This is a genomic window from Jiangella asiatica, from assembly GCF_004349065.1.
GTDB lineage: Bacteria > Actinomycetota > Actinomycetes > Jiangellales > Jiangellaceae > Jiangella > Jiangella asiatica.
This window is the reverse complement of the sequence record NZ_SMKZ01000063.1, coordinates 1-20,170: the sequence shown is the minus strand read 5'-3', so window position 1 is coordinate 20,170 and position 20,170 is coordinate 1. Positions and strand designations below refer to the sequence as shown.

Here is a 20,170-nt window from a genome sequence, read left to right as displayed (position 1 = left end):
GGCAAGCGATCTCACATCGCCCACGGGTGCCCGCGCGGGCCCGACGCCGAAGCAGGACCCGCCCGGCCGGTGTCGGAACTCGCCGTCAGTCGACCGTCACGGTCTTCTTGCGGTAGTTGTTGCCGCCGCGGACCGGGTCGTACCGGTTCTCGACATTGCCGGCGGCGTCGACGGAGAACCAGTGCACGCGGGTCGAGCCCGGGCCCACCGCCACCGGCGCGGCGCCCTCGCGCAGCCCGGCCGACTCCACCCTCGGCGAAGAGTACGTGGGACGGCTGCCGTCGAGCGTGTAATGGATCGTCACCGCCTCGGTGGCCTCGAACGTGACGCCGTCGTCGGTCAGCTCGAGCGTGGTGCGCGGCGGCCGGCCGTCGCGGCCGTAGGCCCGCGCCACCTCCAGCATCCCGACCAAGCCGCTGGAGAACTCCATGGCCTCCTCGTAGCCCTCGGCGAACGGCGGCTGGAAGCCGACGGGGTCCCACTCGCCGTCGGCCTCGTTCCACAGGTCCGCGCCGACTTCGAAGTCCCAGCCGTAGATGCCGCGGTTGTACCAGTGCTCATCGGCGGAGTTGCCGGCCGCGGAGTAGAGCACGTCGCTGACCGGGCCGGTCCGGCCTGGCCAGACCGCGGTGCCGCGCCAGGACTGGACGTCGGAAAGGATGTGGCTGGACGCGGCCCAGAAGTAGTCCTCCTCGCCGAGCGTCGGACGCGGCAGCGGCACCCTTCCGTCCGCGATGTACGCGCCAGGCGGCCACATGAAGTAGCCGCCGTAGGAGTGGATGTTCATCGCGAACTCGATGTTCGGGTACTGCTCGGTCAGCCAGACCTCGTTGCGGGCCTCCGGCTCGGACAGCTCGGCAGGGCCGGAGTAGGTGCCGCTGGTGCACGACGCGGACGCGCCGCTGTAGCCGTCGAGCCGGGAGCCCACGCTGAAGTTGCGGTTCAGGTCGACGCCCCAGGCATCGCGCGCCTCCGGGTCGGCCGTGGCGGCTGGGCAGTGGTTGGTCATGTTCTTGCGCTGACCGGCGTAGTCGTAGAACGAGTAGTGCCCGCCGTCGGGGTTGACTGACGGGATGATGAAGATGTCCAGGTCGTCGACGAGCTTCCTGGTGTCGGGGTCGGTGGCGTAGTTGCGCAGCAACCGCTCCGCCGTCTCGACCGCCACCAGTGGCGTCACCCACTCGCGCGCGTGCTCCTGCGCGTACGCGAACACGCCGGTCTTCGAGCCGTCGCGGTCCTTGCCGATGCGGATGGCCCGGACGGTGACCGGCTCGCGCGAGATCGACTCGGGCGCGTCCAGGAAGTCCGACAGCGGCTGGCTGTCCACCACGGCCACGCCTGCGCCGGAGCTGCCGCGGAACGTGGCGGCCGTCACCAGTGCGGAGGCCTGCGCCGAGCTGTTGATCGCGTCGACGACCTGCGCCGCCGTGCTGACCAGGCTGCCGTCGCCGTCCGTCGCCAGCGACACGATGATTTTGTCGGCATCGACGGAGACGCTGAGCGGGCTGTTGTCGGCGGCCGGGTGGCGGGTCTCCAGCAGCAGGTCGTTGCCGCCCTCATGACCCCAGGCGTGCGAGGTGACGTAGAACGCCCTGTCCGGCTCCTCATCCAGGTCCAAACCGGCGTCGATCTGCGCCTGAGCATGGCGCCGGTAGCCGTTGGTCTGGTAGGGCAGCTCGATGATCTCCGCCACATCCGGGAACTCCGCGACCAGCGACTCGATCCGCTCGTACACCTCGGTCGGGTCCATGTAGTGGTCGACGAAGCCGGTGGCGTAGTGCGGGCCAGGCTCGTCGAGCGGGTCACCCAGCCACTGCGTCACCGGCACGGTGATCGAGGCGCCGGCGCTGCTGCTGATGGTCACCTCGGCCGCGACGTCGTCGACCGGGACCGGCAGGTCGAAGCGGTGATAGAGGTACTGGCCGGCGTCGACGAAGCGGTCCATGATGAGGCTCTGGCCGCCGAAGCTCGCGGTCAGGACGGTGGCGCTGTCCGCGCCCAGCGACGTCTTCACCTCGACGCTCACGTACGCCTTACCGCCGACGCTCTCGAACCACTCCGACCGTAGCGGCGTGAGCGTCTCCGCCGTCCGGGCGAGCGCCTGGTCGACCCGCCGGATCGCGGCCTCCCGCTCGGCGATGGTCGCCTCGGTCCGCGCCGCGCTGATCACGGTCTCGCCGACGGCGAAGCCCAGCCCACGCAGGCGGTCCCGCTCGGCCTGCGTGGCGACGACGTGCACCTCGATCCCGCCGTCGACCGGCCGGGAGTATTCGGTGACGTCGGCGCCGGCGTCGACGAGGTCGAGGATGCCGTCCTCGTCGGCGACGACCACCTCGACGAGGTCAGCCGGCTGTGCCGCGTCCATCGCCGGTGCGCCGGGGGCGGCCCCGGTGGCGGTGGTGCCGGACTCGGCGCCGGCCGCCAGCGGGAGACCGGCGGCGAGCAGCGGGACGGCGGCCAGGGTGACCAGCCGGCGACGAACGGCGAGGGGTCTGCGCGGTGCCATGGCCACTCCTCCGGGGCGGAGTTATATGACGTTGCATCGCACATGATGCCCGGGTTTGTCACGTTTGGATAGATCAATCGCGGTCCCGAGATGGGACCTACCGGCTCAGGCGCTGGAACCGGCGGACAGCGAGGGGAACGAAGACCGCCGTGATGACCAGCGGCCAGACCACCGCCATCAGCATCGCGTTCTGCTCGATCCACGTGTCGCTGGTGGCGACGGGGTTGCCGAACAGCTCGCGCGCGGCCGTCACCGTCGACGACACCGGGTTCCAGGCCGCGATGGCGCCCAGCCAGTCCGGCATCTGCGAGGGCGCGACGAACACGCTGGAGATCATCGCGAACGGGAACGCGACCGCGAACAGGCCGCCCGCGGCCTCCTCGTTCGGCGCCATCAGCCCGAGCAGGATGCCGATCCAGATGAGCGCGAACCGCAGCAGCAACAGCAGCCCGAACGCCGCGAGCGTCGCCAGCACGCCGCCGTCGGAGCGCCACCCGACGACGAGCGCGGTCAGCGCGAGGACCACCAGGTCCAGGGTCGCGCTGACGATGTCGGCCAGGCCGCGCCCGGTGACCGGAGCGGACGGTGCCATCGGCATCGAGCGGAACCGGTCGGTGAGCCCCTTCGTGGAGTCGATGACGACGGCGTAAGCGGTGTTCATGAACCCCATCGCCATGGTCATCCCGAACATGCCCGGCATCAGGTACTCGCGGTAGTCGCCGCCTCCAGGGACGCTCATGGCGCTGCCGAACACGTACCCGAACAGCAGCACCGAGACGATCGGGAAGCCCAGCTGCCAGGCGATGTTCGTTGGCTGCCGGACCAGGTGCGTGAGGGTGCGGCGCGCGACGGTCCAGCCGTCGACCAATGCCCAGTGCAGGCGGCGTTCCGGCGCGTCCACGTCGAGTTCGATGGCCGACGTGCTCATGCCGAGACCTCCTCGCCGGTGCGGTGGCCGGTCAGGCGCAGGAAGACCTCGTCGAGGGTTGGCCGGCGCAGCCCGATGTCCTCGACCCCGATGCCCTCGTCCTGCAGAGTGCGTGCGACCTCGGTGAGCGCGGCTACACGATGCTCGACCGGCGCGGTGATGCGGCGGTTTTCGTCGTCGACCTCGGGTGCGGCGGCCGCCACCTTCGCGACGACGGGCAGGGCGACCGGCAGGTCGACCGACTCCTGGAGCACGACCTCGATCTGGTCGCCGCCGATCCGCTGCTTGAGCGCCACCGGCGAGTCGTCGGCGATGACCTTGCCGTGGTCGATGACGGCGACCCGCTCGGCCAGCTGATCGGCCTCGTCGAGGTACTGGGTGGTCAGCAGGACGGTCGTGCCGCCGGCGACCAGCGAACGCACGGCGCTCCAGACTTCGTTGCGCCCACGCGGGTCCAGGCCGGTCGTCGGCTCGTCGAGGAACAGTACCTTGGGCGCCAGGATCATGCTGGCGGCCAGGTCCAGGCGTCGGCGCATGCCGCCGCTGTACTCCTTCACACCCTTGTCGGCGGCGTCTGTGAGGTCGAATTGCCTCAGCAGCTCGTCGGCGCGCGAATACGCCAGGGCCTGGCTGAGATGGAACAGCCGGCCGAACATGCGCAAATTCTGACGGCCGGTCAGGATCTCGTCGACCGCGGGGGCCTGGCCGGTGAAGCCGATGCGGCGACGGACCTTGCGCGGCTCGGTGGCGACATCGTGGCCGGCCACCTCGGCTCGGCCGCCGTCGAGCCGAAGCAGCGTCGCCATGATGCGCACGGCCGTCGTCTTGCCGGCGCCGTTGGGCCCCAGCAGGCCGTAGACCATGCCTTGCGGCACGGCGAGGTCGAACCCGTCGAGGGCGGTCTTGTCGCCGTACCGCTTCAGTAGTCCTTCGGCGCGGATCGCGTGGGTGGAGGTGGGCAAGGGGCTTCCTTCCGGAACTGGGGACATCGTACGCGATTCTAGCGTACGCCGTACCCGGTTACCCGCGCCTATTAGTGTTCGTGCTGATGACGACGGAACACAGCGGTGGCGGAGACGTAAGCAAGAGCCTCGAGCTCCTGTGGGGAATGCAGGAGCGGCCGACCCGCGGACCCAAGCCCGGGCTCACCCTCGAGCAGATCGTCGAGGCGGCCGTCGCCGTCGCCGACGCCGAGGGACTCGCCGCGCTCTCCATGCGCCGGGTCGCCGCCGAGCTCGGCGTCGGGACGATGTCGTTGTACCGCTACGTGCCGGGCAAGGCCGAGCTGCTGGACCTCATGCTCGACCACGTCGCAGGCCCGGTCGACGACGAGGTGGAGCCGCTTGGGTGGCGCGACGCCCTGCAGCGCGTGGCCCACGGGGTGTGGGAGCTCTGCGTCGACCACCCGTGGTACCCAATGGTGGACCAGGTTCGTCCGCTGCTCGGGCCCAACAATGTCGCCGGCATGGACCACATCCTGGCCCAGCTCAAGCCGACCGGCCTCGGTGACAAGGAGTTGGTGATGATGGTGGCGGTGGTCGAGGGGTTCGTCGTCGCGATCGCCCGCGCGCATGTCAACGCGCGGGACGCGGAGAAGCGCACCGGCATCACCGAGGAGGAGTTCTGGGCCGTCCAGGAGCCCGTGCTCATCAAGATGATGGCGACCGGCAAGTACCCCACCTTCACCACGCTGGACGACGACACGTTCACGTTCAGCTTCGAGGACGTGCTCGAGTTCGGCCTCCGGGCCATCCTCGACGGCCTGGAGGCCTACGTCACGAGATAGGCGGCGCGTCCGGGCCGTGGTCGGGGTGGTGCTTCCACGTCACCCGCTTGGCGCCGAAGCCCGCGGCGTGGACCCCGTCGTGGCCGAACGGACGCCGGCACCGGTACGACGGTGAGTAGAGGTCACGGCAGGAATCGCCGTAGCTGGTGTAGGCGAACTCGAGGTCGAGGCGCTCGTCGATGCTCATGGGAAAGTCACCACCTTCGCAGGGCGCGCTGTAGGAGCCGCCCGCGACGGTGCGGACGGGCTCAGGCTACAGATGGCAACCCCTGCGAAGGTAGTAACAGCTCCAGCAGCGCTGGTGTTCCTCCCTTACTTGATCATGCCGTGTGGGTCCAGCACGTACTTGCGCGCCGCACCCTGGTCGAACTCGGTGTAGCCCTGTGGCGCCTGGTCCAGCGGAATCACGGTCGCGTTGACGTTCTTCGCGATCTGTACCCGGTCGTGCAGGATCGCCATCATGAGCTGCCGGTTGTACCGCATCACCGGGCATTGACCAGTCGTGAACGACAGCGACTTCGCCCAGCCGAGCCCGAGCCGGATGGACAGCGATCCCTCCTTGGCCGCGTCGTCGGACGCGCCCGGGTCACCGGTGACATAGAGCCCTGGGATGCCCAGGGCGCCACCGGCGCGGGTCACGTCCATGATGGTGTTGAGCACCGTCGCCGGCCGCTCGGTCTGGGCGTCGTCGCCGTGGCCGCGAGCCTCGAAGCCGACCGCGTCGACGGCCGCGTCGACCTCCGGCTCACCCAGGATTTGCTCGATCTGCGCCCGCGGGTCGCCCTGCGTCACGTCGATGGTCTCGCAGCCGAAACTGCGCGCCTGGTCGAGCCGGTCCTTCTGCAGGTCCGCGACCATGACGACGGCCGCACCGAGCAGGAAGGCCGACGTGGCCGCGGCGAGCCCGACCGGCCCCGCGCCGGCGACGTAGACGGTGGAGCCCGGCCCGACACCGGCAGTCACGCAGCCGTGGAACCCGGTCGGGAAGATGTCCGCGAGCATGGCCAGGTCGCGGATCTTCTCCATCGCCTGGTCGCGGTCCGGGAACTTCAGCAAGTTCCAGTCGGCGTAGGGCACCATCACGTACTCGGCCTGCCCGCCGACCCAGCCACCCATGTCGACGTACCCGTACGCGGATCCCGCACGTTCCGGGTTGACGTTCATGCAGACTCCGGTCTTGCCCTCCTTGCAGTTGCGACACCTGCCGCAGGCGATGTTGAACGGCACCGAGACCAGGTCGCCGGTCTTGATGAACTCGACGTCTGGGCCGGTCTCGATGACCTCGCCGGTGATCTCATGGCCGAGGGTCAGCCCCTCCGGCGCTGTCGTGCGGCCGCGGACCATGTGCTGGTCGCTGCCGCAGATGTTGGTGGCGATCACCTTCAGGATGACGCCGTGCGGAAGCTGACGGCCCACATTGTCGGGGTTCACCCCGGGGCCGTCCTTGATCTCGAACGCCGGGTACCCGACGTTCTCGACCTCGACGTGGCCCATACCCCGATAGACGACTGCCTTGTTCTCTGGCATGTCGGGTGCCTCTCCGGCAACGGTGGCGGGGCCGTCCACACTCGTCACCGTGCCACCTTGGACTGTCAGGAGGACGGAAGCGGACGAGGGAGTTCACCTCGCGGGATGGGGGCGGCGTCGCTCGCCCGCACTTCAACGTAGACCCGGTACCAGGGTGCGTCAACGGCCTTGGCGGCATCACGCCGCGAAGCTGTCCGAACGGACGCTCCGGGCCAGCTTGCGCACCGCCCGGCTGGCCCGCTGCCGGGCCGCCGGCCAGCTGATCCCGCGCCGCTCGGCGGCGGCGCGGCCGCCCTCCTGGCCCGGTGCCGGCGCGTAGATGTCCAGCACCAGGGTCGCGTCGGCAGCGCTGATCGTCCCCGCCTCCACCGCCCAGGCCAGCAGCTCGACGAGCTCGAGGTCGCCGTCGTCGTCGCGGGCCGCTGCCTCACCCAGGGCGTCGGCGACCGAACCCGGCTCGGCCGGTGTCTCGGCCCTGGAGTGGGCCAGCTCGCGGCTGACCGCGCCGAGGGTGTCCATGGCCAGGTTGGCCGCCACCTTGGCCGGCCGGCGCGCGACGGGGTACGTCGCGATGGTGGCCCAGAGGGCGGCGACGGCGGCGTGCTCGAGGTTGTCGCGGCTGTCGCGGCCGGCATGGCTGGTGGCGATCCGGATCGCCTTGCCGAGCATCAGTTGCAGCACCGTCCGCCCCGCGAGCCCGTCGCCGCTCTGGGCCAGCCGCAGCAGCGCGAGCAGGAGGTCGTCGGCGCCGCGGCGGTCAGCGCCGGCGACCGCGAGCTCGACGTCGTCCAGGCAGCCGCAGCCGGCCAGCGCCGGGTGCCGGACCGCCCACCCGGCGACAGTGGCCGCGGTGGCGTCGTCGGTGCGCAGCCGGGCCCACTCGTCATTGAGCCGGCCGGCGACGCCGGTGCCGGTGCGGCACCGGGCACCCGTGCGGGTGCGAGGGTCCTCGGTGATGACGCTCATGCGCCCCACGGTGGCCGAGCACACTTGCCCGCCGACTTGCCCGCACGGCGCTGACCGGCGGGCAAGGACTTGCCCGCCGGTTGACGCTAGAGACGGCCGCCCTCGTCGAGCAGGGTGATGACGGCGTCGCGGGCGGCGGTGATGGTCATCGCCGACGTGTCCAGGACGAGGTCGGCGTCCTCGGGCAGCTCGTACGGGCTGGAGATGCCGGTGAACTCCGCGATCTCGCCGGCCCGCGCCTTCGCGTACAGGCCCTTGCGGTCGCGTCGCTCGCACTCCTCCAGCGGTGTCGCGACGTACACGAGCAGGAAGTCGCCGTGCGCCTCGGCCATCCGCCGCACGGCGGCGCGGGTGGCGGCGAACGGCGCGATGGGAGCGCAAACCGCCATGCCGCCGTGCCGGGCGATCTCGGCGGCAACGTAGCCGATGCGCTCGATGTTGCGGTCGCGGTCCTCCTTGGAGAAGCCCAGTCCGGCGGAGAGGTTGCGCCGGACCACGTCGCCGTCGAGGAGGGTGACGGTGCGCGTGCCGATCTCGGCGACCCGTTCCGTGACCGCCCGTGCCACGGTCGACTTGCCTGAGCCGGACAGCCCGGTGAAGAACAGCACCAGACCGCGCTCCTGCGGCAGTGGGTGCCACCGGCGCCAGGCGTGCAGGCTGGCCGTCGGCCAGTCGGAGGGTTCGGCGGCGGTGCCGTCCAGCCAACGGCGCAGTGCTGCCGTGTCCGGCGGCGTCGGCGGGGCGACCCGGGTGCCGCCGTACGCCGCCGCCACCCGATCGGCCAGGTCGTCGTCGCGGTCGTCGCCGTACTGCGGCGCGGTGACGACGACGACCTCGGCCCGGCGCCCGTCGCGGCGCAGCTTGTCGCGGACGGTCAACGCGGCGCCGGTCACGTCGGCAGGGTCCGGGCCGGGCACCGCGCGTGGTCCGTCGAGGACGATCAACAGCACCGGCTGGGCCGGTTTCGCCGTCGCCGTGGCCAGTGTCGGCAGGTCGATCGGGTCGCGCGCCACGACCGCGGCGGCATCGTCCAGGCGTAGCCGCCCCGGCGGCAGTCGCAGCGCGGCGTACGGCCCGCGTGGTTCCCCGTCGTCGGCCTCGGCGCGGGCGCGGCGGACCGCGCCGGTGACCGTCGTGCGGCGTTTGCGGGTGGCCGTCGACTCCACCGTCAACGAGGCCACCGGCGCGCCCTCCGCGTCGGTGATGGCCAGCTCGGCGCCCGGTTTGAGCCGGCGGCCCATGGCGGGCATGACTTCGACGGCGACGGTGCCGGGCTCGACGCCGAGGAGGGCGAGCTCGATCGACGCCAGGGTGATCGGATCGGGGGTCAGGGTGGCGGGGGTCGGTTCGGCGGCCACGGCGCCCAGCTTAGAGCCGCCGGCCCTGGTCCACGAACGTGGCGGTGAGCAGTGCCTCGAGCCGGTCGGCGAACTCGTCGGCGGACCACCCGCGGTCGACGATCAACCGCTCCAGGAGGTCCCATGACATCAGCCCCCAGAGCAGGTCCGCCGCGGTTCGGACGGTCAACCCCGGGTGGAGGACGCCGTCGCGCTCCAGCCACGCGACCAGCCGCGTGCACCCGCGCAGCCAGTTGCTCATGGTGTACTCCCACATCGCCGCCGCGCCCGGATCGTCGTGCCGCGCGCTCTCGACGGCCCGGGAGACAGCGAGGATCCTCGGGTGCGCACGGGCGATGTGCGCCGCCCATTCGGCGACGGCGCTGACCGCGTCCGGCGAGTCCCAGACCGCCTGGAGCGACTCGCCCAGTCGCTCGGTCTCGCCGAGATGCCGGTAGAGCGCGAGGATCAAGTCGGTCCTCGATGCGAAGTGCAGGTAGGTCGCGCGCCGCGACACGCCGGCCCGCTCGGCCACGGTGGTCATGGTCAGTGCCGCCAGGCCGTCCTGCTCGATCAGCTCCCGCGCCGCCACCAGCAGGGCCTGATGGGTCCGCCGGCTGCGGGCGTTCCGCGGCTCCTCGATCGACGGCACCGGCCCGCCTTCCAGGCTCGAACTACATCGGGTGTGAACTTTACCGCCGGAATAACTGCACGCGGTGTGTAGTTGCTAATTGCACATGGTGTGAAGTTATTCGACCAGGGAGTTGATCTCGATGCCAGTGAGTGCGTTCTCCGCTGCTGAGCTCGCCTACCTCTCGTCCGGGCCCGCGCTGGGCCGACTGGCGACCGTGGACGGCGCGGGCCACCCGCGCGTCGTCCCGCTCGGCTGGCGGTACAACGCCGAGCAGGACACGCTGGACCTGGGCGGACACGACGTCGCCGCCACCCGCCGGTTCCGCGACGTCCAGGCCAATCCCGACGTCGCCTTCGTCGTCGACGACGTCCTCCCGCCGTGGCGGCCGCGTGCCCTCATCGTGCACGGACAGGCCGAGGCCGTGCCCGGGCCGGAGGCGCTGATCCGGGTCCGGCCGACCCGGGTGATCAGCTGGGGCCTCGACGCCGCGCCGCCGGAGGGCTGATCAGCCGCCGACGACGCCCTCGACCGCCCCGGCGATCGGGGTGTCGCCGCCGATCAGCTCCAGCGTCGTCCGCGCCGTCCGCGGCTCGTCCAGGAGCGCGAGCAGGACGGCGGCGACGTCGTCGCGACTGACCCGGCCGCGCCCGGTCGTGGCGGCCAGCGTGACCGTGCCGGCGCCGGGGTCGTCGGTCAGGCGCCCGGGCCGCAGGATCGTCCAGTCCAGGTCGCGGCCGCGCAGGTCGGCCTCGCTGTCGCCCTTCGCCTTGAGGTAGACGGCGAACACGTCCTCGGGGTCGTGCGGCGGCCGCGTCGTCGCACCCATCGACGAGATCAGCAGGTAGCGGCGGACCCCTGCGGCCTGGGCCGCGTCGGCCAGCAGCGCCGCGGCCGCCCGGTCGACGGTGACCTTGCGGGCCGTGCCGCTGCCGGGCCCGGCGCCGGCGGCGAACACGACGGCGTCGGCGCCGCGCAGCTCGCTGGCCAGCTCGTCCACACCGCTGCGCTCCAGGTCGAGGACCACGGCGGTGGCGCCGACGGAGGCGAGGTCGCCGGCCTGGTCCGGGTTGCGGATCAGGCCCACCGCGTCGTCGCCACGCAGTGTGAGCAGTCGCTCCAGCCGGAGCGCGATCTGGCCGTGTCCGCCCGCGATGACCACCTGCATTCGCCGTACGTTAGCCGACTGTGTCCGGTGGAGGTGGTGTGCGGCCCGCTTCGCACCCGTGCAAGCACGGCCCCGCGCACCACCACCATCTCCGCCGAAGATCAGGCTTCGTGGGGCGACAGGAGCGGTGTCCGGTGCGTGAACGGTCCGGGTGGTGCGTGAGGGCGCCCGTTGCAAGCGGCCGACCGGGGGTGTCGTGGCCGCTCCGGCCGCCGCGGGCGGGTGGGTTACGCTCGCGCCGTGAGAGCACTGGTCAAAGCCGGTCCGCGGGCCGGTGTCGAGCTGGCCGACGTCCCCATGCCTGTGGTCGGTGCCGGTGAGGCGTTGGTCCGAGTGCTGCGCACCGGCATCTGCGGCACCGACCTGCACATCGTGAACTGGGACCCGTGGGCTCAGGCGAACATCCGCCCGCCACTCGTCGTCGGACACGAGTTCGTCGGCGAGGTCGTCGAGGTCGGCCCGGGCAGCCGCGGCGTCCAGGTGGGCGACATCGTCAGCGGCGAAGGGCACATCGTGTGCGAACGCTGCCGGCACTGCCGGGCCGGCCAGCGGCACCTGTGCCCGCAGACCGAGGGTATCGGCGTGCACCGTGACGGGGCGTTCGCAGAGTACATCGCGATGCCGGCGGGCAACCTGTGGCGACACCCCGACGACATCGACCTCGACGCCGCCGCCATCTTCGACCCGTTCGGCAACGCCGTGCACACCGCGCTGAAGTTCCCGGTGCACGGCGAGGACGTGCTCGTGGCCGGCGCCGGTCCCATCGGCATCATGGCGGCCCTGGTGGCCCGGCACGCCGGCGCCCGCAACGTCGTCGTCACCGACGTCAACCCGTACCGGCTCGAGCTCGCGGCGCGGCTGGGCGTCGGTACCACCGTCGACGTGCGCGGCACCTCGCTGGAGGAGGTGCGCCACGATCTGGGCATGGCCGAGGGCTTCGACGTCGGCATGGAGATGTCCGGCGACCCGCAGGCGCTGCACGACATGATCGACAGCATGGCCAACGGCGGGCGCATCGCCATGTTGGGCCTGCCGTCGAAGGAGAGCACCGTCGACTGGTCGAGCATCGTGTTGCGCATGCTGACCATCACCGGCATCTACGGCCGCGAGATGTTCGAGACCTGGTATCAGGCGTCGGTGCTGGTGGCGGCCGGGGTGGACATCTCGCGCGTGGTGACGCACCGGTTCGCCAGCAGCGATCATGAGGCCGCGTTCGACGCTGCGGCCAGCGGACACAGCGGCAAGGTCATCATCGAATGGGCGGAGAGGTAGGCACGTCATGTACGGCGCGATACGCGAGGAGCTGCGGAAGAACCTCGACGAGATCCGGGCGGCCGGCCTCTACAAGCCTGAGCACGTCATCGGCAGCCCGCAGAGCGCGCGGGTCACCCTGGCCGACGGGCGCACCGTGCTCAACATGTGCGCCAACAACTACCTCGGCCTCGCCGACGACCCCGGCCTGATCGAGGCGGCCAAGCGCGGCCTGGACGAGTGGGGCTTCGGGATGGCGTCGGTGCGCTTCATCTGCGGCACCCAGACCATCCACACCGAGCTGGAGGGCAGGATCTCGCGGTTCCTCGGCACCGAGAGCACCATCCTGTACGGCTCGTGCTTCGACGCCAACGGCGGGCTCTTCGAGACCCTGCTCGGGCCGGACGACGCGATCATCTCCGACGCGCTGAACCACGCCAGCATCATCGACGGGGTGCGCCTGTCCAAGGCGAGGAGGCTGCGCTACGCCAACGCGGACATGGCCGAGCTGGAGGCGCGGCTGCGGGAGGCCGAGGACGCGCGGTACCGGCTGATCGCCACCGACGGCGTGTTCTCCATGGACGGGTACCTGGCGCCGCTGGACCGCATCTGCGATCTCGCGGACGAGTACGACGCGCTGGTCATGGTCGACGACTCGCACGCCGTCGGCTTCATCGGACCGCACGGCGCCGGGACGCCCGAGCACTTCGGCGTCACCGACCGCGTCGACATCGTCACCGGCACCCTCGGGAAGGCCCTGGGCGGCGCGAGCGGGGGTTACACGTCGGGCCGGGCGGAGATCGTGGAGTACCTGCGCCAGCGCTCACGGCCCTACCTGTTCTCGAACTCGGTCGCGCCGTCGATCGTGACGGCGGCCACCGCCGTGCTCGAACGGCTGGACAGCGGCGCGGAGCTGCGGGAGCGGCTGCGCGAGAACACCGCGTTCTTCCGGTCCGCGCTGACGGCGCAGGGCTTCGACGTGCTGCCGGGCGAGCACCCGATCGTGCCGGTGATGATCGGCGACGCCAGCCGCGCGGCCCGGCTGTCGGAGCGGCTGTTCGCCGAGGGTGTGTACGCGGTGAGCTTCTCATACCCGGTCGTGCCCCACGGTGCGGCGCGCATCCGCACCCAGGTGTCGGCGGCGCACACCATCGACGACCTGCGCGAGGCCGCCGAGGCCTTCGTGCGCGCCCGCGCTGCCGTGGACTGACGCCGAGACTGCATGCCAACCTGTGCATGCAGAGGGGTGCATGCGCTGATGAGGGACCGGAAGAGATCATGGCGACGGTCCAGGTTCGTGACGTTCCTGGCGAGGTGGCGGAGATCATCGCTCAGAAGGCCAGCGCCGCGCACATGTCCGTGTCGGCGTACCACCAAGACCTCATGGCGGCAGACGTGAAACTGGAACTCCAGAAGCGGGCCGTCGCCCGGTGTGGTCCGCGAGATCCGGGACGAGTACGAGCGGGGCGATGAAATCGAGCAGTTCAGTGGGCATCCTGGCGGCTGACGCGGACGGGCGGGTTATCCCTCTGACCTGGCGGCGGGCTCCCGAGGTCGGTCGCGGTCCTCGTCCAGGTGCTGCTCGAGCGCGGCGCCCTCGATGTCCACGTTCGGCAGCAGCCGGTCCAGCCATCGAGGCAGCCACCACGCCTGCTCGCCGACCAGGGCCAGCACGGCCGGGACGATGGTCATCCGCACCACGAAGGCGTCGACGGCGATGGCCACGGCCAGGGCGAACCCGATTTGCCGCACGTCGACCGCCTCGTTCATCACGAACCCGCCGAACACACTGATCATGATGATCGCGGCCGCCGCGACCACGCGGGCGCCGTGGCGGAACCCCGTCGCGACCGCCGCGCCGGCCGGCTCGCCGTGCACGTACGCCTCGCGCATCCGGGTGACGAGGAAGACCTCGTAGTCCATGGCCAGTCCGAACACGACTCCGATGATGAAGATCGGCAGCAGGCTGTTGATGAGCCCGGTCTCCTCGACGCCCAGCAGCCCGGTCAGCCAGCCCCACTGGAACACGGCGACCAGTGCGCCGAACGCCGCGGCCATGGTCAGCAGGAACCCGAGCGTCGCCTTGAGCGGCACCACGAGTGACCGGAAGGCCAGCATCAGCAGCAGGAACGACAGTCCCACGACCACCAGCAGGTAGGGCAGCAGCGCCGCGCCGACCCGCTCGGAGAAGTCGATGAACAGCGCGGTGTTCCCGGTGACCAGCACCGCCGCGCCGGCCGGGACGGGCAGGTCCGAGCGGATCTCGTGGACCAGGTCCTCCGTGGCCGCGCTGCCCGGGCCGCTGGACGGCACGACGGTGACGACGGCGGTCTGGCCGGCCTGGTCCAGCTCCGGCGGCGCGACCAGCTCGACCCCGTCCAGCTCGGCCAACGCGGCGGCGACCTGGTCGGCGGCGGCCGTCGGATCGCCGACCGCGCCGCCGCGGCCACCGTCCCCGCCGACCGCGAGGTCGACGACGACGAGCAGCGGGCCGTTGAAGCCCGGCCCGAACCCGTCGGCGGTGATGTCGTAGGCCTTGCGCTGTGTGCTGTCCGGTGGGTAGGTGCCCTCGTCCGGCACGCCGAGGCGCAGGTCGGCCATCGGCAGGGCAAGGGCGCCGAGGCCGACCACCGCGACGGTGAGGACGGCGACCGGGCGTCGCGTCACCATGCCGACCCAGCGGCGGCTCCAGGTGGGCCGGTCGTCGTCGGCCTCGGCGTCGCGGACCCGGAACCCGGGCAGTCGCGCGGTGAGCAGGCGCCGCCCCGCGAAGCCGAACAGCGCCGGCAGCAGCGTCAGCGCGATGACGACGGCGATCGCGACGGTCAGCGCGGCGGCCAGGCCCATCTCGGTGAGCACCGGGATGCCGACCACAGTCAGCCCGGACAGCGCGATGACCACGGTGAGGCCGGCGAACACGACCGCGGTGCCCGCGGTGCCGATGGCGCGGCCGGCGGCCTCGTCGCCGGGCCGGCCGATCGCCAGCTCGTGCCGGTAGCGCGAGGCGATGAACAGCGCGTAGTCGATCCCGACGGCCAGGCCCAGCATCACGGCGAGGATGGGCGTGATCGACCCGATGTCGATGAACCCGGTGGTGGCGGTGATCAGGGCGGCACCGATCCCGACGCCGATGACCCCGGTCAGCAGCGGCATCCCGGCCGCGACGAGGGAGCCGAAGGTGACGATGAGGACTATCGCGGCGATGCCCAGGCCGATCAGCTCGCTGCCCAGCTCGGGCTCCTGCTCCACGGCGGTCCCGGCCAGTTCGACCGTCAGTCCGGACTCGCGGGCGGTCCGCGCCGCGTCCTTCAGGGTTTCGCGGGTCCGCTCCTCCAGGGAGAAGAAGTCGACGGCGTACGTGACCTCGGCCAGCGCGACCGAGCCGTCGGGCGAGACGAGCTCGGCCTGGAACGGGTCGACGACGGAGGCGATCTGCGGCCCGGCGTCCACCTCGGCGACGGCGGCCTCGATCGCGGCCCTGTGCTCGGGGTCGCTGACGCTCGAGCCGTCGGGGGCGGCGAAGACCATGCGAGCGTTGGCGCCGTCGGCCGACGAGCCCGGGAACCGCTCCTCCAGCAGGTCGTAGGCCCGTTGTGACTCGGTGCCCGGGATCGAGAACGAGTCCGACGTCGGCCCGGAGAGCGTGGCGGCGCCCACCCCCGCCAGGACGATGATCGCCAGCCAGATCGTTCCCACCACCCCACGGCGGCGGTAGGAGAACCGGCCGATCCGGTACAGCAGGGTCGCCACGACAGCCTCCGAGACAGTCACTCGCCTAAAGATGTAACTCTGATCTGAGAGTAACTGTCAGATTAACGACGACGCAAGCTCCCCAGGGATGCGGCGGCCGCGCGGGAGGACCCGTCCGCAGACCAGGCCGGTGACCCGAAATGATCACGTTCAGCAGGACTTCCCGCGCATCACCAGGCTCGCAAGCATGGTGCGACACGAGATCTCGTGCTGAACGTGATCATCGGGGGTCACTCACTCACGGCGGGCACGGCGGGCACGGCGGCAGAGGAACGGGGTGCGCGGCCAACGCGCGGGGGATGCGCGTCAGAGGATGGTCAGCACCTCGGCGACGAGGAGGGCACGCTCGGGCAGGGAGTCGACGACCACCTGCTCGTGGGTCGCGTGCGCGCCAGCGCCGCGCGGGCCGAAACCGTCCAGGGTCGGCACACCGAGCGAACCGGTGGTGTTGGTGTCGGCGCCACCGGCGGCCGGTGCGCCGGCGATGGACTGGCCCAGGCGCCGCGCCGCCGCTTCTACCGTCGCCAGCAGGTCCGCCGACGATGGCGACTGGGCCCAGGTGGGCCGGCGGGACAGCGCCGTCGTGGACACCTCGGCGCCGGGGCGGATCGCCGCCAGCGACCCGAGCCCGTCGAGCACCACCCGCTCGGACTCGGCGTCGGCGAAGCGCAGCCCGACCTCCGCCCAGGCGGCCGCGGGGACGACGTTCGTCCGGCCGCCGCCGCCGATGGTGCCGACGTTGCACAGCACCTCGCCGGGCGCGTGCCGGACGATGGAGCGGGTCAGGATCAGCTGGTCGACCAGCTCGTCGACGGCCGAGACGCCGGCGTCGGGATCGAGGGCCGCGTGGGCCTCGACGCCGCGGACCTCCAGCCGCAGCCGGGTGCTGCCGCGCCGGCCGGACTTGAGCGAGCCGTCCGGGTGCGGCGACTCGAAGCCCAGCACGGCGGCGACCCCGTCGGCGCACTCGCGCACCAGCGGCGTCGCGGTCGGGGAGCCGATCTCCTCGTCGGCCACGACCACCACCCGGACCGGCGGGTGCTGGCGCTGCGCCGGCGCCGATCCGACCAGCTCGAGGGCGGTCTCGATGACGACGAGCCCGCTCTTCATGTCGTAGGCGCCCGGCCCGTGCGCGACGCCGTCGTGTACCCGCCACGGCATGGCCCCGGCGAGCTGCCCGGCCGGCCAGACGGTGTCGTGGTGGCCGAGCAGGAGCACCGGCGCCGCGCCCGCCCCGGCGCCGCGCCCGGGATGCTCCATGACCAGATGGTCGCCGCCCGGCGACGGCACCCGGCGCACGGTCGCGCCCAACTCGCGATGACGCTCGAGCAGCAGCTCGCCGAGAGCGTCGAGCCGGGCGGCGTCGCCGGTGGGGGACTCGTGCCGGACGTAGGTCTCGAGTCGGTCGAGCATCGCCCCAGCCGACGGTGCTGTACCGTTCATGGTGCAACTATACGTTCCGTATCCTCGCGCGGATCCGCGCAATCCGCGGCAGCCAACTAGAAATACGGCACGTATGTTGGCGTTCCGTGGGAAAGGGGGAACCATGACGCCGGCCCAGCTCCCGCTCGTCGAGCCGCTGTCCGCCGCCGACGACCTGGCGGACGCGGCGCGGCTCTACCGCGAGGTGTTCGGCTACCAGGACCCCGCGCACTCGGCGAACCCCCGGCTGCTCGCCTCCCTGGTGGCCAACGGCGGGTCCGTGGTCGGTGCCCGCGGCCCGGACGGCGCACTGGTCGCGTTCGCGTACGGCTTCGTCGGCGTCGACGGCGGCGAGGTCTACCACTACTCGCAGGCCGCCGTCGTCGACGCCCGCTACCAGGGCATCGGCCTGGGCCGGGCACTCAAGCGCGGCCAGCGCGCCGTCGCGCTCGCCGGCGGGCAGACCCGGATGCGCTGGTCGTACGACCCCGCCGTGGTCCGCAACGCCCACTTCAACCTCGACGTGCTCGGTGCGGTCGGTCGCTGGTTCCGGCCCGACTTCTTCGGCCCTGGCACCGACCGCGTCATCGTCGACTGGGACCTCGACGACGAGCGCCGGGCCCGCGAGGCGCCCGCACCGGCAGTGCTCCCGCCCGACCTCCCGGACCCGGCCGGCTGGCTGCGACCCCGCCACAGCGGGCTTGACGCCTGGCTGCCGCTCCCGCTGGCCGCCGGCTCCGACGCGGACGGTGGCCGGCGCGCCGAGCTTGGCCGGGCCATCGCCGAGCTCATCGGGTCCGGCCACGTCGCCACCTCGTGCGTGCGGCTGTCGGAGTCCACGGCCGCCTACCGCTTCATGCGGGTGAGGCCCTGATGGCCCGCCACGCCGACCGCATCGAGCAAGCCGACGCCGTCGTCGACGGGCGCACCGGCGGCCGCGCCAACCGCGACCTCACCAGCCCGCACCAGCGCTTCGGCGCCCGGCTGCAGCGGCCCAACTCCGCCGCGGCACTGCAGGCCAGGGTCATCGAGCAGGAGACCCGTACGCTCGCCGAGGCGTTCGCACGGGTGAGCGAGGACGGCTCCGTGGCGGCCGCGGCAGCGGCCGTGGTGGCGGCCCGGCGGCGGTTCGTCGCCGGCACCGGCAAGGCGTTCGCGTACGCGTCGCTGCTGGCGGTCGACCTGTCCGCCGGCCTGTCCAACGTCACGCTGGTCGACGGGACCCTGGTGCGGCACGTGGACGTGCTGGCCGACGTCCGCGACGCCGACGTGCTGGTGGCCATCTCGCTGCGCCGCTATCGCCGCGAGACCGTCGCACTGGCAGAGCGGTTCGCCGCCGCCGGCGGGACCGTCGTCGCCGTCACCGACGCGGCCGCTTCGCCGCTGACCTCCGTCGCCGGCCAGTCGATCGTGGTGCCCACCGACAGTGCCTCGTTCGCCGACTCGCCGACGGCCGTCGCCGCGGTCGTCCACCTGCTCGCGACGCTCACGACGGCCAGCGCGAAGGGCGCGCGGCGGCGGCTGGCCGAGCGCGACCGGCTCGCTCGAGAGCTCGACATCTACTGGGAGGGCTGAGTTGCTCGTCACGAACGCGTCCCTGCACCTGGTCCGGCTGCCGCTGGTGCACGAGTTCCGTACCAGCTCGCACGCGAAGAACCACCTCGACCACATCCTGGTGCGCCTGGTCGACCAGGACGGCGCCGTCGGCTGGGGCGAGATCGCCTCACCGAGCGACCCGTACTACTCGCCGGAGACGGTCGACACCTGCTGGCTGGTCGCCGAGCGCTACCTGCTGCCCGCGCTGGTCGGGCAGCGGTGGCAGCACCCGTCCGAGGTCCCCGGCACGTGGGCCAAGGTGCGCGGCCACCGCTTCGCCAAGGCCGGCGTCGACATCGCGGCGTGGGCGCTGTGGTCCGCCGACGACGGGGTCCCGCTCGCCCGGGCGCTGGGCGGCACCCGCACCAGCGTCGTCGCCGGGGTGTCGCTGGGCATCGAGCCGACGGTCGACGCGCTGCTCGAGCAGGTGGCCAAGCAAGTCGGCGCCGGGTACCCGCGGGTGAAACTCAAGATCGCGCCGGGATGGGACGTGGAGCCGGTGCGGCAGGTGCGCCGTGCGTTCCCGGAGCTGATGCTGCACGTCGACGCGAACGGTGCCTACGGGGAGTCCGCGGAGGAGCTGCGCGCGCTGCGGGCGCTCGACGACTACGGCCTGTCCATGATCGAGCAGCCGTTCGGGCCGCGGAACCTGCTGGCGCACGCGGCACTGCAGCGCGGCGTCGAGACGCCGATCTGCCTGGACGAGTCGGTCGACACCCTGGACGACCTGCGTACCGCCATCGTGCTCGGCGCGTTGAAGGTGCTGAACATCAAGGTGTCGCGGATGGGCGGACTCGGTGCCGCGGTGGCCGCGCACGACCTCGCCGGCGAGCACGGCATCCCGGTCTGGTGCGGCGGCATGCACGAGTTCGGCGTCGGCCGGGCGGCCAACGTCGCGCTGTCCAGCCTGCCCGGGTTCAGCCTGCCGTCGGACGTGTCGGCGTCGGACAAGTACTACGCGCGCGACGTCATCGTGCCGCCGGTCGCCGCGGCCGCCGGCGTCGTCCAGGTGCCGACGGCGCCCGGCCTCGGCCACGCGGTCGACGATGCCTTCGTCGCCGCCACCACACTCAGGTCCGCCGAGGTCAGCGGCTGATCCCTGGGACGTCCCCAAGGGGAACACGGGGGATACCCCCAGCACGAATCGGGGGTATTCCGGGTTACCGCGGCGCGTCCGCGCGGCGAGAGTGAGTAGCGCCACCGACGGGGGCCGGAACGATCGGCCACAGCCCGACCGGTGTCGACGAAACCGCCGCCGACTCACCGCCGAGGACAACCATGACCACCACACTGCCCCTGGAC

Annotated in this window: 18 protein-coding genes; 7 read left to right on the top strand and 11 right to left on the bottom strand. The window is 71.9% G+C overall.

What is annotated here, in order from left to right; all coding sequences use genetic code 11:
- Window positions 1–85 precede the first annotated feature (85 nt).
- The 3 genes from E1269_RS28090 to E1269_RS28080 all read right to left on the bottom strand — a co-directional run bounded on the left by E1269_RS28090 (window position 86) and on the right by E1269_RS28080 (window position 4,396).
- A complete protein-coding gene (locus tag E1269_RS28090; protein ID WP_203434151.1) occupies window positions 86–2,506 on the bottom strand; it encodes a M14 family zinc carboxypeptidase in 2,421 nt (806 codons plus the stop codon).
- Between the two features lie 97 nt (window positions 2,507–2,603).
- Window positions 2,604–3,434 (bottom strand): ABC transporter permease, encoded by an 831-nt coding sequence (locus E1269_RS28085; protein ID WP_131900862.1) that lies wholly within the window; start codon window positions 3,432–3,434, stop codon window positions 2,604–2,606.
- Window positions 3,431–4,396, bottom strand: coding sequence for an ATP-binding cassette domain-containing protein (locus E1269_RS28080; RefSeq protein ID WP_239001056.1), 966 nt, complete (start codon window positions 4,394–4,396; stop codon window positions 3,431–3,433). The genes E1269_RS28085 and E1269_RS28080 overlap by 4 nt, the downstream gene beginning before the upstream one ends.
- Window positions 4,397–4,482: 86 nt before the next feature.
- Here E1269_RS28080 and E1269_RS28075 point away from each other — a divergent pair, with 86 nt between their 5' ends.
- The gene (locus E1269_RS28075) at window positions 4,483–5,220 is read left to right on the top strand and encodes a TetR/AcrR family transcriptional regulator (protein WP_131900858.1); all 738 of its coding nucleotides are present in this window, start codon (window positions 4,483–4,485) and stop codon (window positions 5,218–5,220) included.
- On the opposite strand, the gene E1269_RS28070 is transcribed toward E1269_RS28075, so the two are convergent.
- From E1269_RS28070 to E1269_RS28050, 5 genes are all read right to left on the bottom strand, one after another.
- Complete coding sequence (locus E1269_RS28070) at window positions 5,210–5,407, bottom strand: hypothetical protein (RefSeq protein WP_131900856.1); 198 nt, start codon at window positions 5,405–5,407, stop codon at window positions 5,210–5,212. The two genes, E1269_RS28075 and E1269_RS28070, sit on opposite strands and share 11 nt — an antisense overlap.
- A gap of 125 nt (window positions 5,408–5,532) precedes the next feature.
- Complete coding sequence (gene fdhA / locus E1269_RS28065; protein ID WP_131900900.1) at window positions 5,533–6,747, bottom strand: formaldehyde dehydrogenase, glutathione-independent; 1,215 nt, start codon at window positions 6,745–6,747, stop codon at window positions 5,533–5,535.
- Window positions 6,748–6,924: 177 nt separating this feature from the next.
- Window positions 6,925–7,713, bottom strand: coding sequence for a hypothetical protein (locus E1269_RS28060; protein WP_131900854.1), 789 nt, complete (start codon window positions 7,711–7,713; stop codon window positions 6,925–6,927).
- Window positions 7,714–7,799: 86 nt separating this feature from the next.
- Entirely contained in the window at window positions 7,800–9,071 is a 1,272-nt protein-coding gene (gene cysC, locus E1269_RS28055) for an adenylyl-sulfate kinase (protein WP_203434150.1), read from the bottom strand.
- A gap of 10 nt (window positions 9,072–9,081) precedes the next feature.
- Window positions 9,082–9,702 (bottom strand): TetR/AcrR family transcriptional regulator, encoded by a 621-nt coding sequence (locus E1269_RS28050; protein WP_162606662.1) that lies wholly within the window; start codon window positions 9,700–9,702, stop codon window positions 9,082–9,084.
- A 121-nt stretch (window positions 9,703–9,823) separates the two neighbouring features.
- On the opposite strand from E1269_RS28050, the gene E1269_RS28045 reads away from it, so the two are divergent.
- A complete protein-coding gene (locus E1269_RS28045; RefSeq protein WP_203434149.1) occupies window positions 9,824–10,189 on the top strand; it encodes a PPOX class F420-dependent oxidoreductase in 366 nt (121 codons plus the stop codon).
- Here the strand turns inward: E1269_RS28045 and E1269_RS28040 are convergent, their stop codons facing one another.
- On the bottom strand, window positions 10,190–10,849 hold the full coding sequence (locus E1269_RS28040) for an NAD(P)H-binding protein (protein WP_131900851.1): 660 nt from the start codon (window positions 10,847–10,849) through the stop codon (window positions 10,190–10,192).
- Window positions 10,850–11,089: 240 nt separating this feature from the next.
- On the opposite strand from E1269_RS28040, the gene tdh reads away from it, so the two are divergent.
- Complete coding sequence (tdh, locus tag E1269_RS28035) at window positions 11,090–12,121, top strand: L-threonine 3-dehydrogenase (RefSeq protein ID WP_131900849.1); 1,032 nt, start codon at window positions 11,090–11,092, stop codon at window positions 12,119–12,121.
- Window positions 12,122–12,128: 7 nt separating this feature from the next.
- Entirely contained in the window at window positions 12,129–13,310 is a 1,182-nt protein-coding gene (locus E1269_RS28030) for a glycine C-acetyltransferase (protein WP_131900847.1), read from the top strand.
- A 311-nt stretch (window positions 13,311–13,621) separates the two neighbouring features.
- Here the strand turns inward: E1269_RS28030 and E1269_RS28025 are convergent, their stop codons facing one another.
- On the bottom strand, window positions 13,622–15,850 hold the full coding sequence (locus E1269_RS28025; RefSeq protein ID WP_131900845.1) for an MMPL family transporter: 2,229 nt from the start codon (window positions 15,848–15,850) through the stop codon (window positions 13,622–13,624).
- 306 nt (window positions 15,851–16,156) lie between these two features.
- A complete protein-coding gene (locus E1269_RS28020; RefSeq protein WP_131900843.1) occupies window positions 16,157–17,293 on the bottom strand; it encodes a M20/M25/M40 family metallo-hydrolase in 1,137 nt (378 codons plus the stop codon).
- Between the two features lie 103 nt (window positions 17,294–17,396).
- Here E1269_RS28020 and E1269_RS28015 point away from each other — a divergent pair, with 103 nt between their 5' ends.
- The 3 genes from E1269_RS28015 to menC are packed head-to-tail and all read left to right on the top strand — an operon-like array spanning window position 17,397 to window position 19,964.
- Window positions 17,397–18,146 carry a GNAT family N-acetyltransferase gene (locus tag E1269_RS28015; protein WP_131900841.1) on the top strand — a complete coding sequence of 250 codons (750 nt, stop codon included), beginning with the start codon at window positions 17,397–17,399 and terminating at the stop codon, window positions 18,144–18,146.
- Window positions 18,146–18,847, top strand: a complete 702-nt coding sequence (locus E1269_RS28010) for a MurR/RpiR family transcriptional regulator (protein WP_131900839.1) — start codon at window positions 18,146–18,148, stop codon at window positions 18,845–18,847. Before E1269_RS28015 ends, E1269_RS28010 begins: the two co-directional genes overlap by 1 nt.
- A 1-nt stretch (window position 18,848) precedes the next feature.
- A complete protein-coding gene (gene menC / locus E1269_RS28005) occupies window positions 18,849–19,964 on the top strand; it encodes an o-succinylbenzoate synthase (protein WP_131900837.1) in 1,116 nt (371 codons plus the stop codon).
- The last annotated feature ends 206 nt before the right edge of the window (window positions 19,965–20,170 follow it).

Coding starts and splice junctions, on each gene's coding strand:
- E1269_RS28045 (WP_203434149.1), top strand. CDS start 9,824: ATGCCAGTGAGTGCGTTCTCCGCTGCTGAGCTCGCCTACCTCTCGTCC.
- E1269_RS28075 (WP_131900858.1), top strand. CDS start 4,483: ATGACGACGGAACACAGCGGTGGCGGAGACGTAAGCAAGAGCCTCGAG.
- E1269_RS28090 (WP_203434151.1), bottom strand. CDS start 2,506: ATGGCACCGCGCAGACCCCTCGCCGTTCGTCGCCGGCTGGTCACCCTG.
- fdhA (WP_131900900.1), bottom strand. CDS start 6,747: ATGCCAGAGAACAAGGCAGTCGTCTATCGGGGTATGGGCCACGTCGAG.
- E1269_RS28060 (WP_131900854.1), bottom strand. CDS start 7,713: ATGAGCGTCATCACCGAGGACCCTCGCACCCGCACGGGTGCCCGGTGC.
- E1269_RS28085 (WP_131900862.1), bottom strand. CDS start 3,434: ATGAGCACGTCGGCCATCGAACTCGACGTGGACGCGCCGGAACGCCGC.
- E1269_RS28030 (WP_131900847.1), top strand. CDS start 12,129: ATGTACGGCGCGATACGCGAGGAGCTGCGGAAGAACCTCGACGAGATC.
- E1269_RS28010 (WP_131900839.1), top strand. CDS start 18,146: ATGGCCCGCCACGCCGACCGCATCGAGCAAGCCGACGCCGTCGTCGAC.
- E1269_RS28070 (WP_131900856.1), bottom strand. CDS start 5,407: ATGAGCATCGACGAGCGCCTCGACCTCGAGTTCGCCTACACCAGCTAC.
- E1269_RS28040 (WP_131900851.1), bottom strand. CDS start 10,849: ATGCAGGTGGTCATCGCGGGCGGACACGGCCAGATCGCGCTCCGGCTG.
- E1269_RS28015 (WP_131900841.1), top strand. CDS start 17,397: ATGACGCCGGCCCAGCTCCCGCTCGTCGAGCCGCTGTCCGCCGCCGAC.
- E1269_RS28020 (WP_131900843.1), bottom strand. CDS start 17,293: ATGAACGGTACAGCACCGTCGGCTGGGGCGATGCTCGACCGACTCGAG.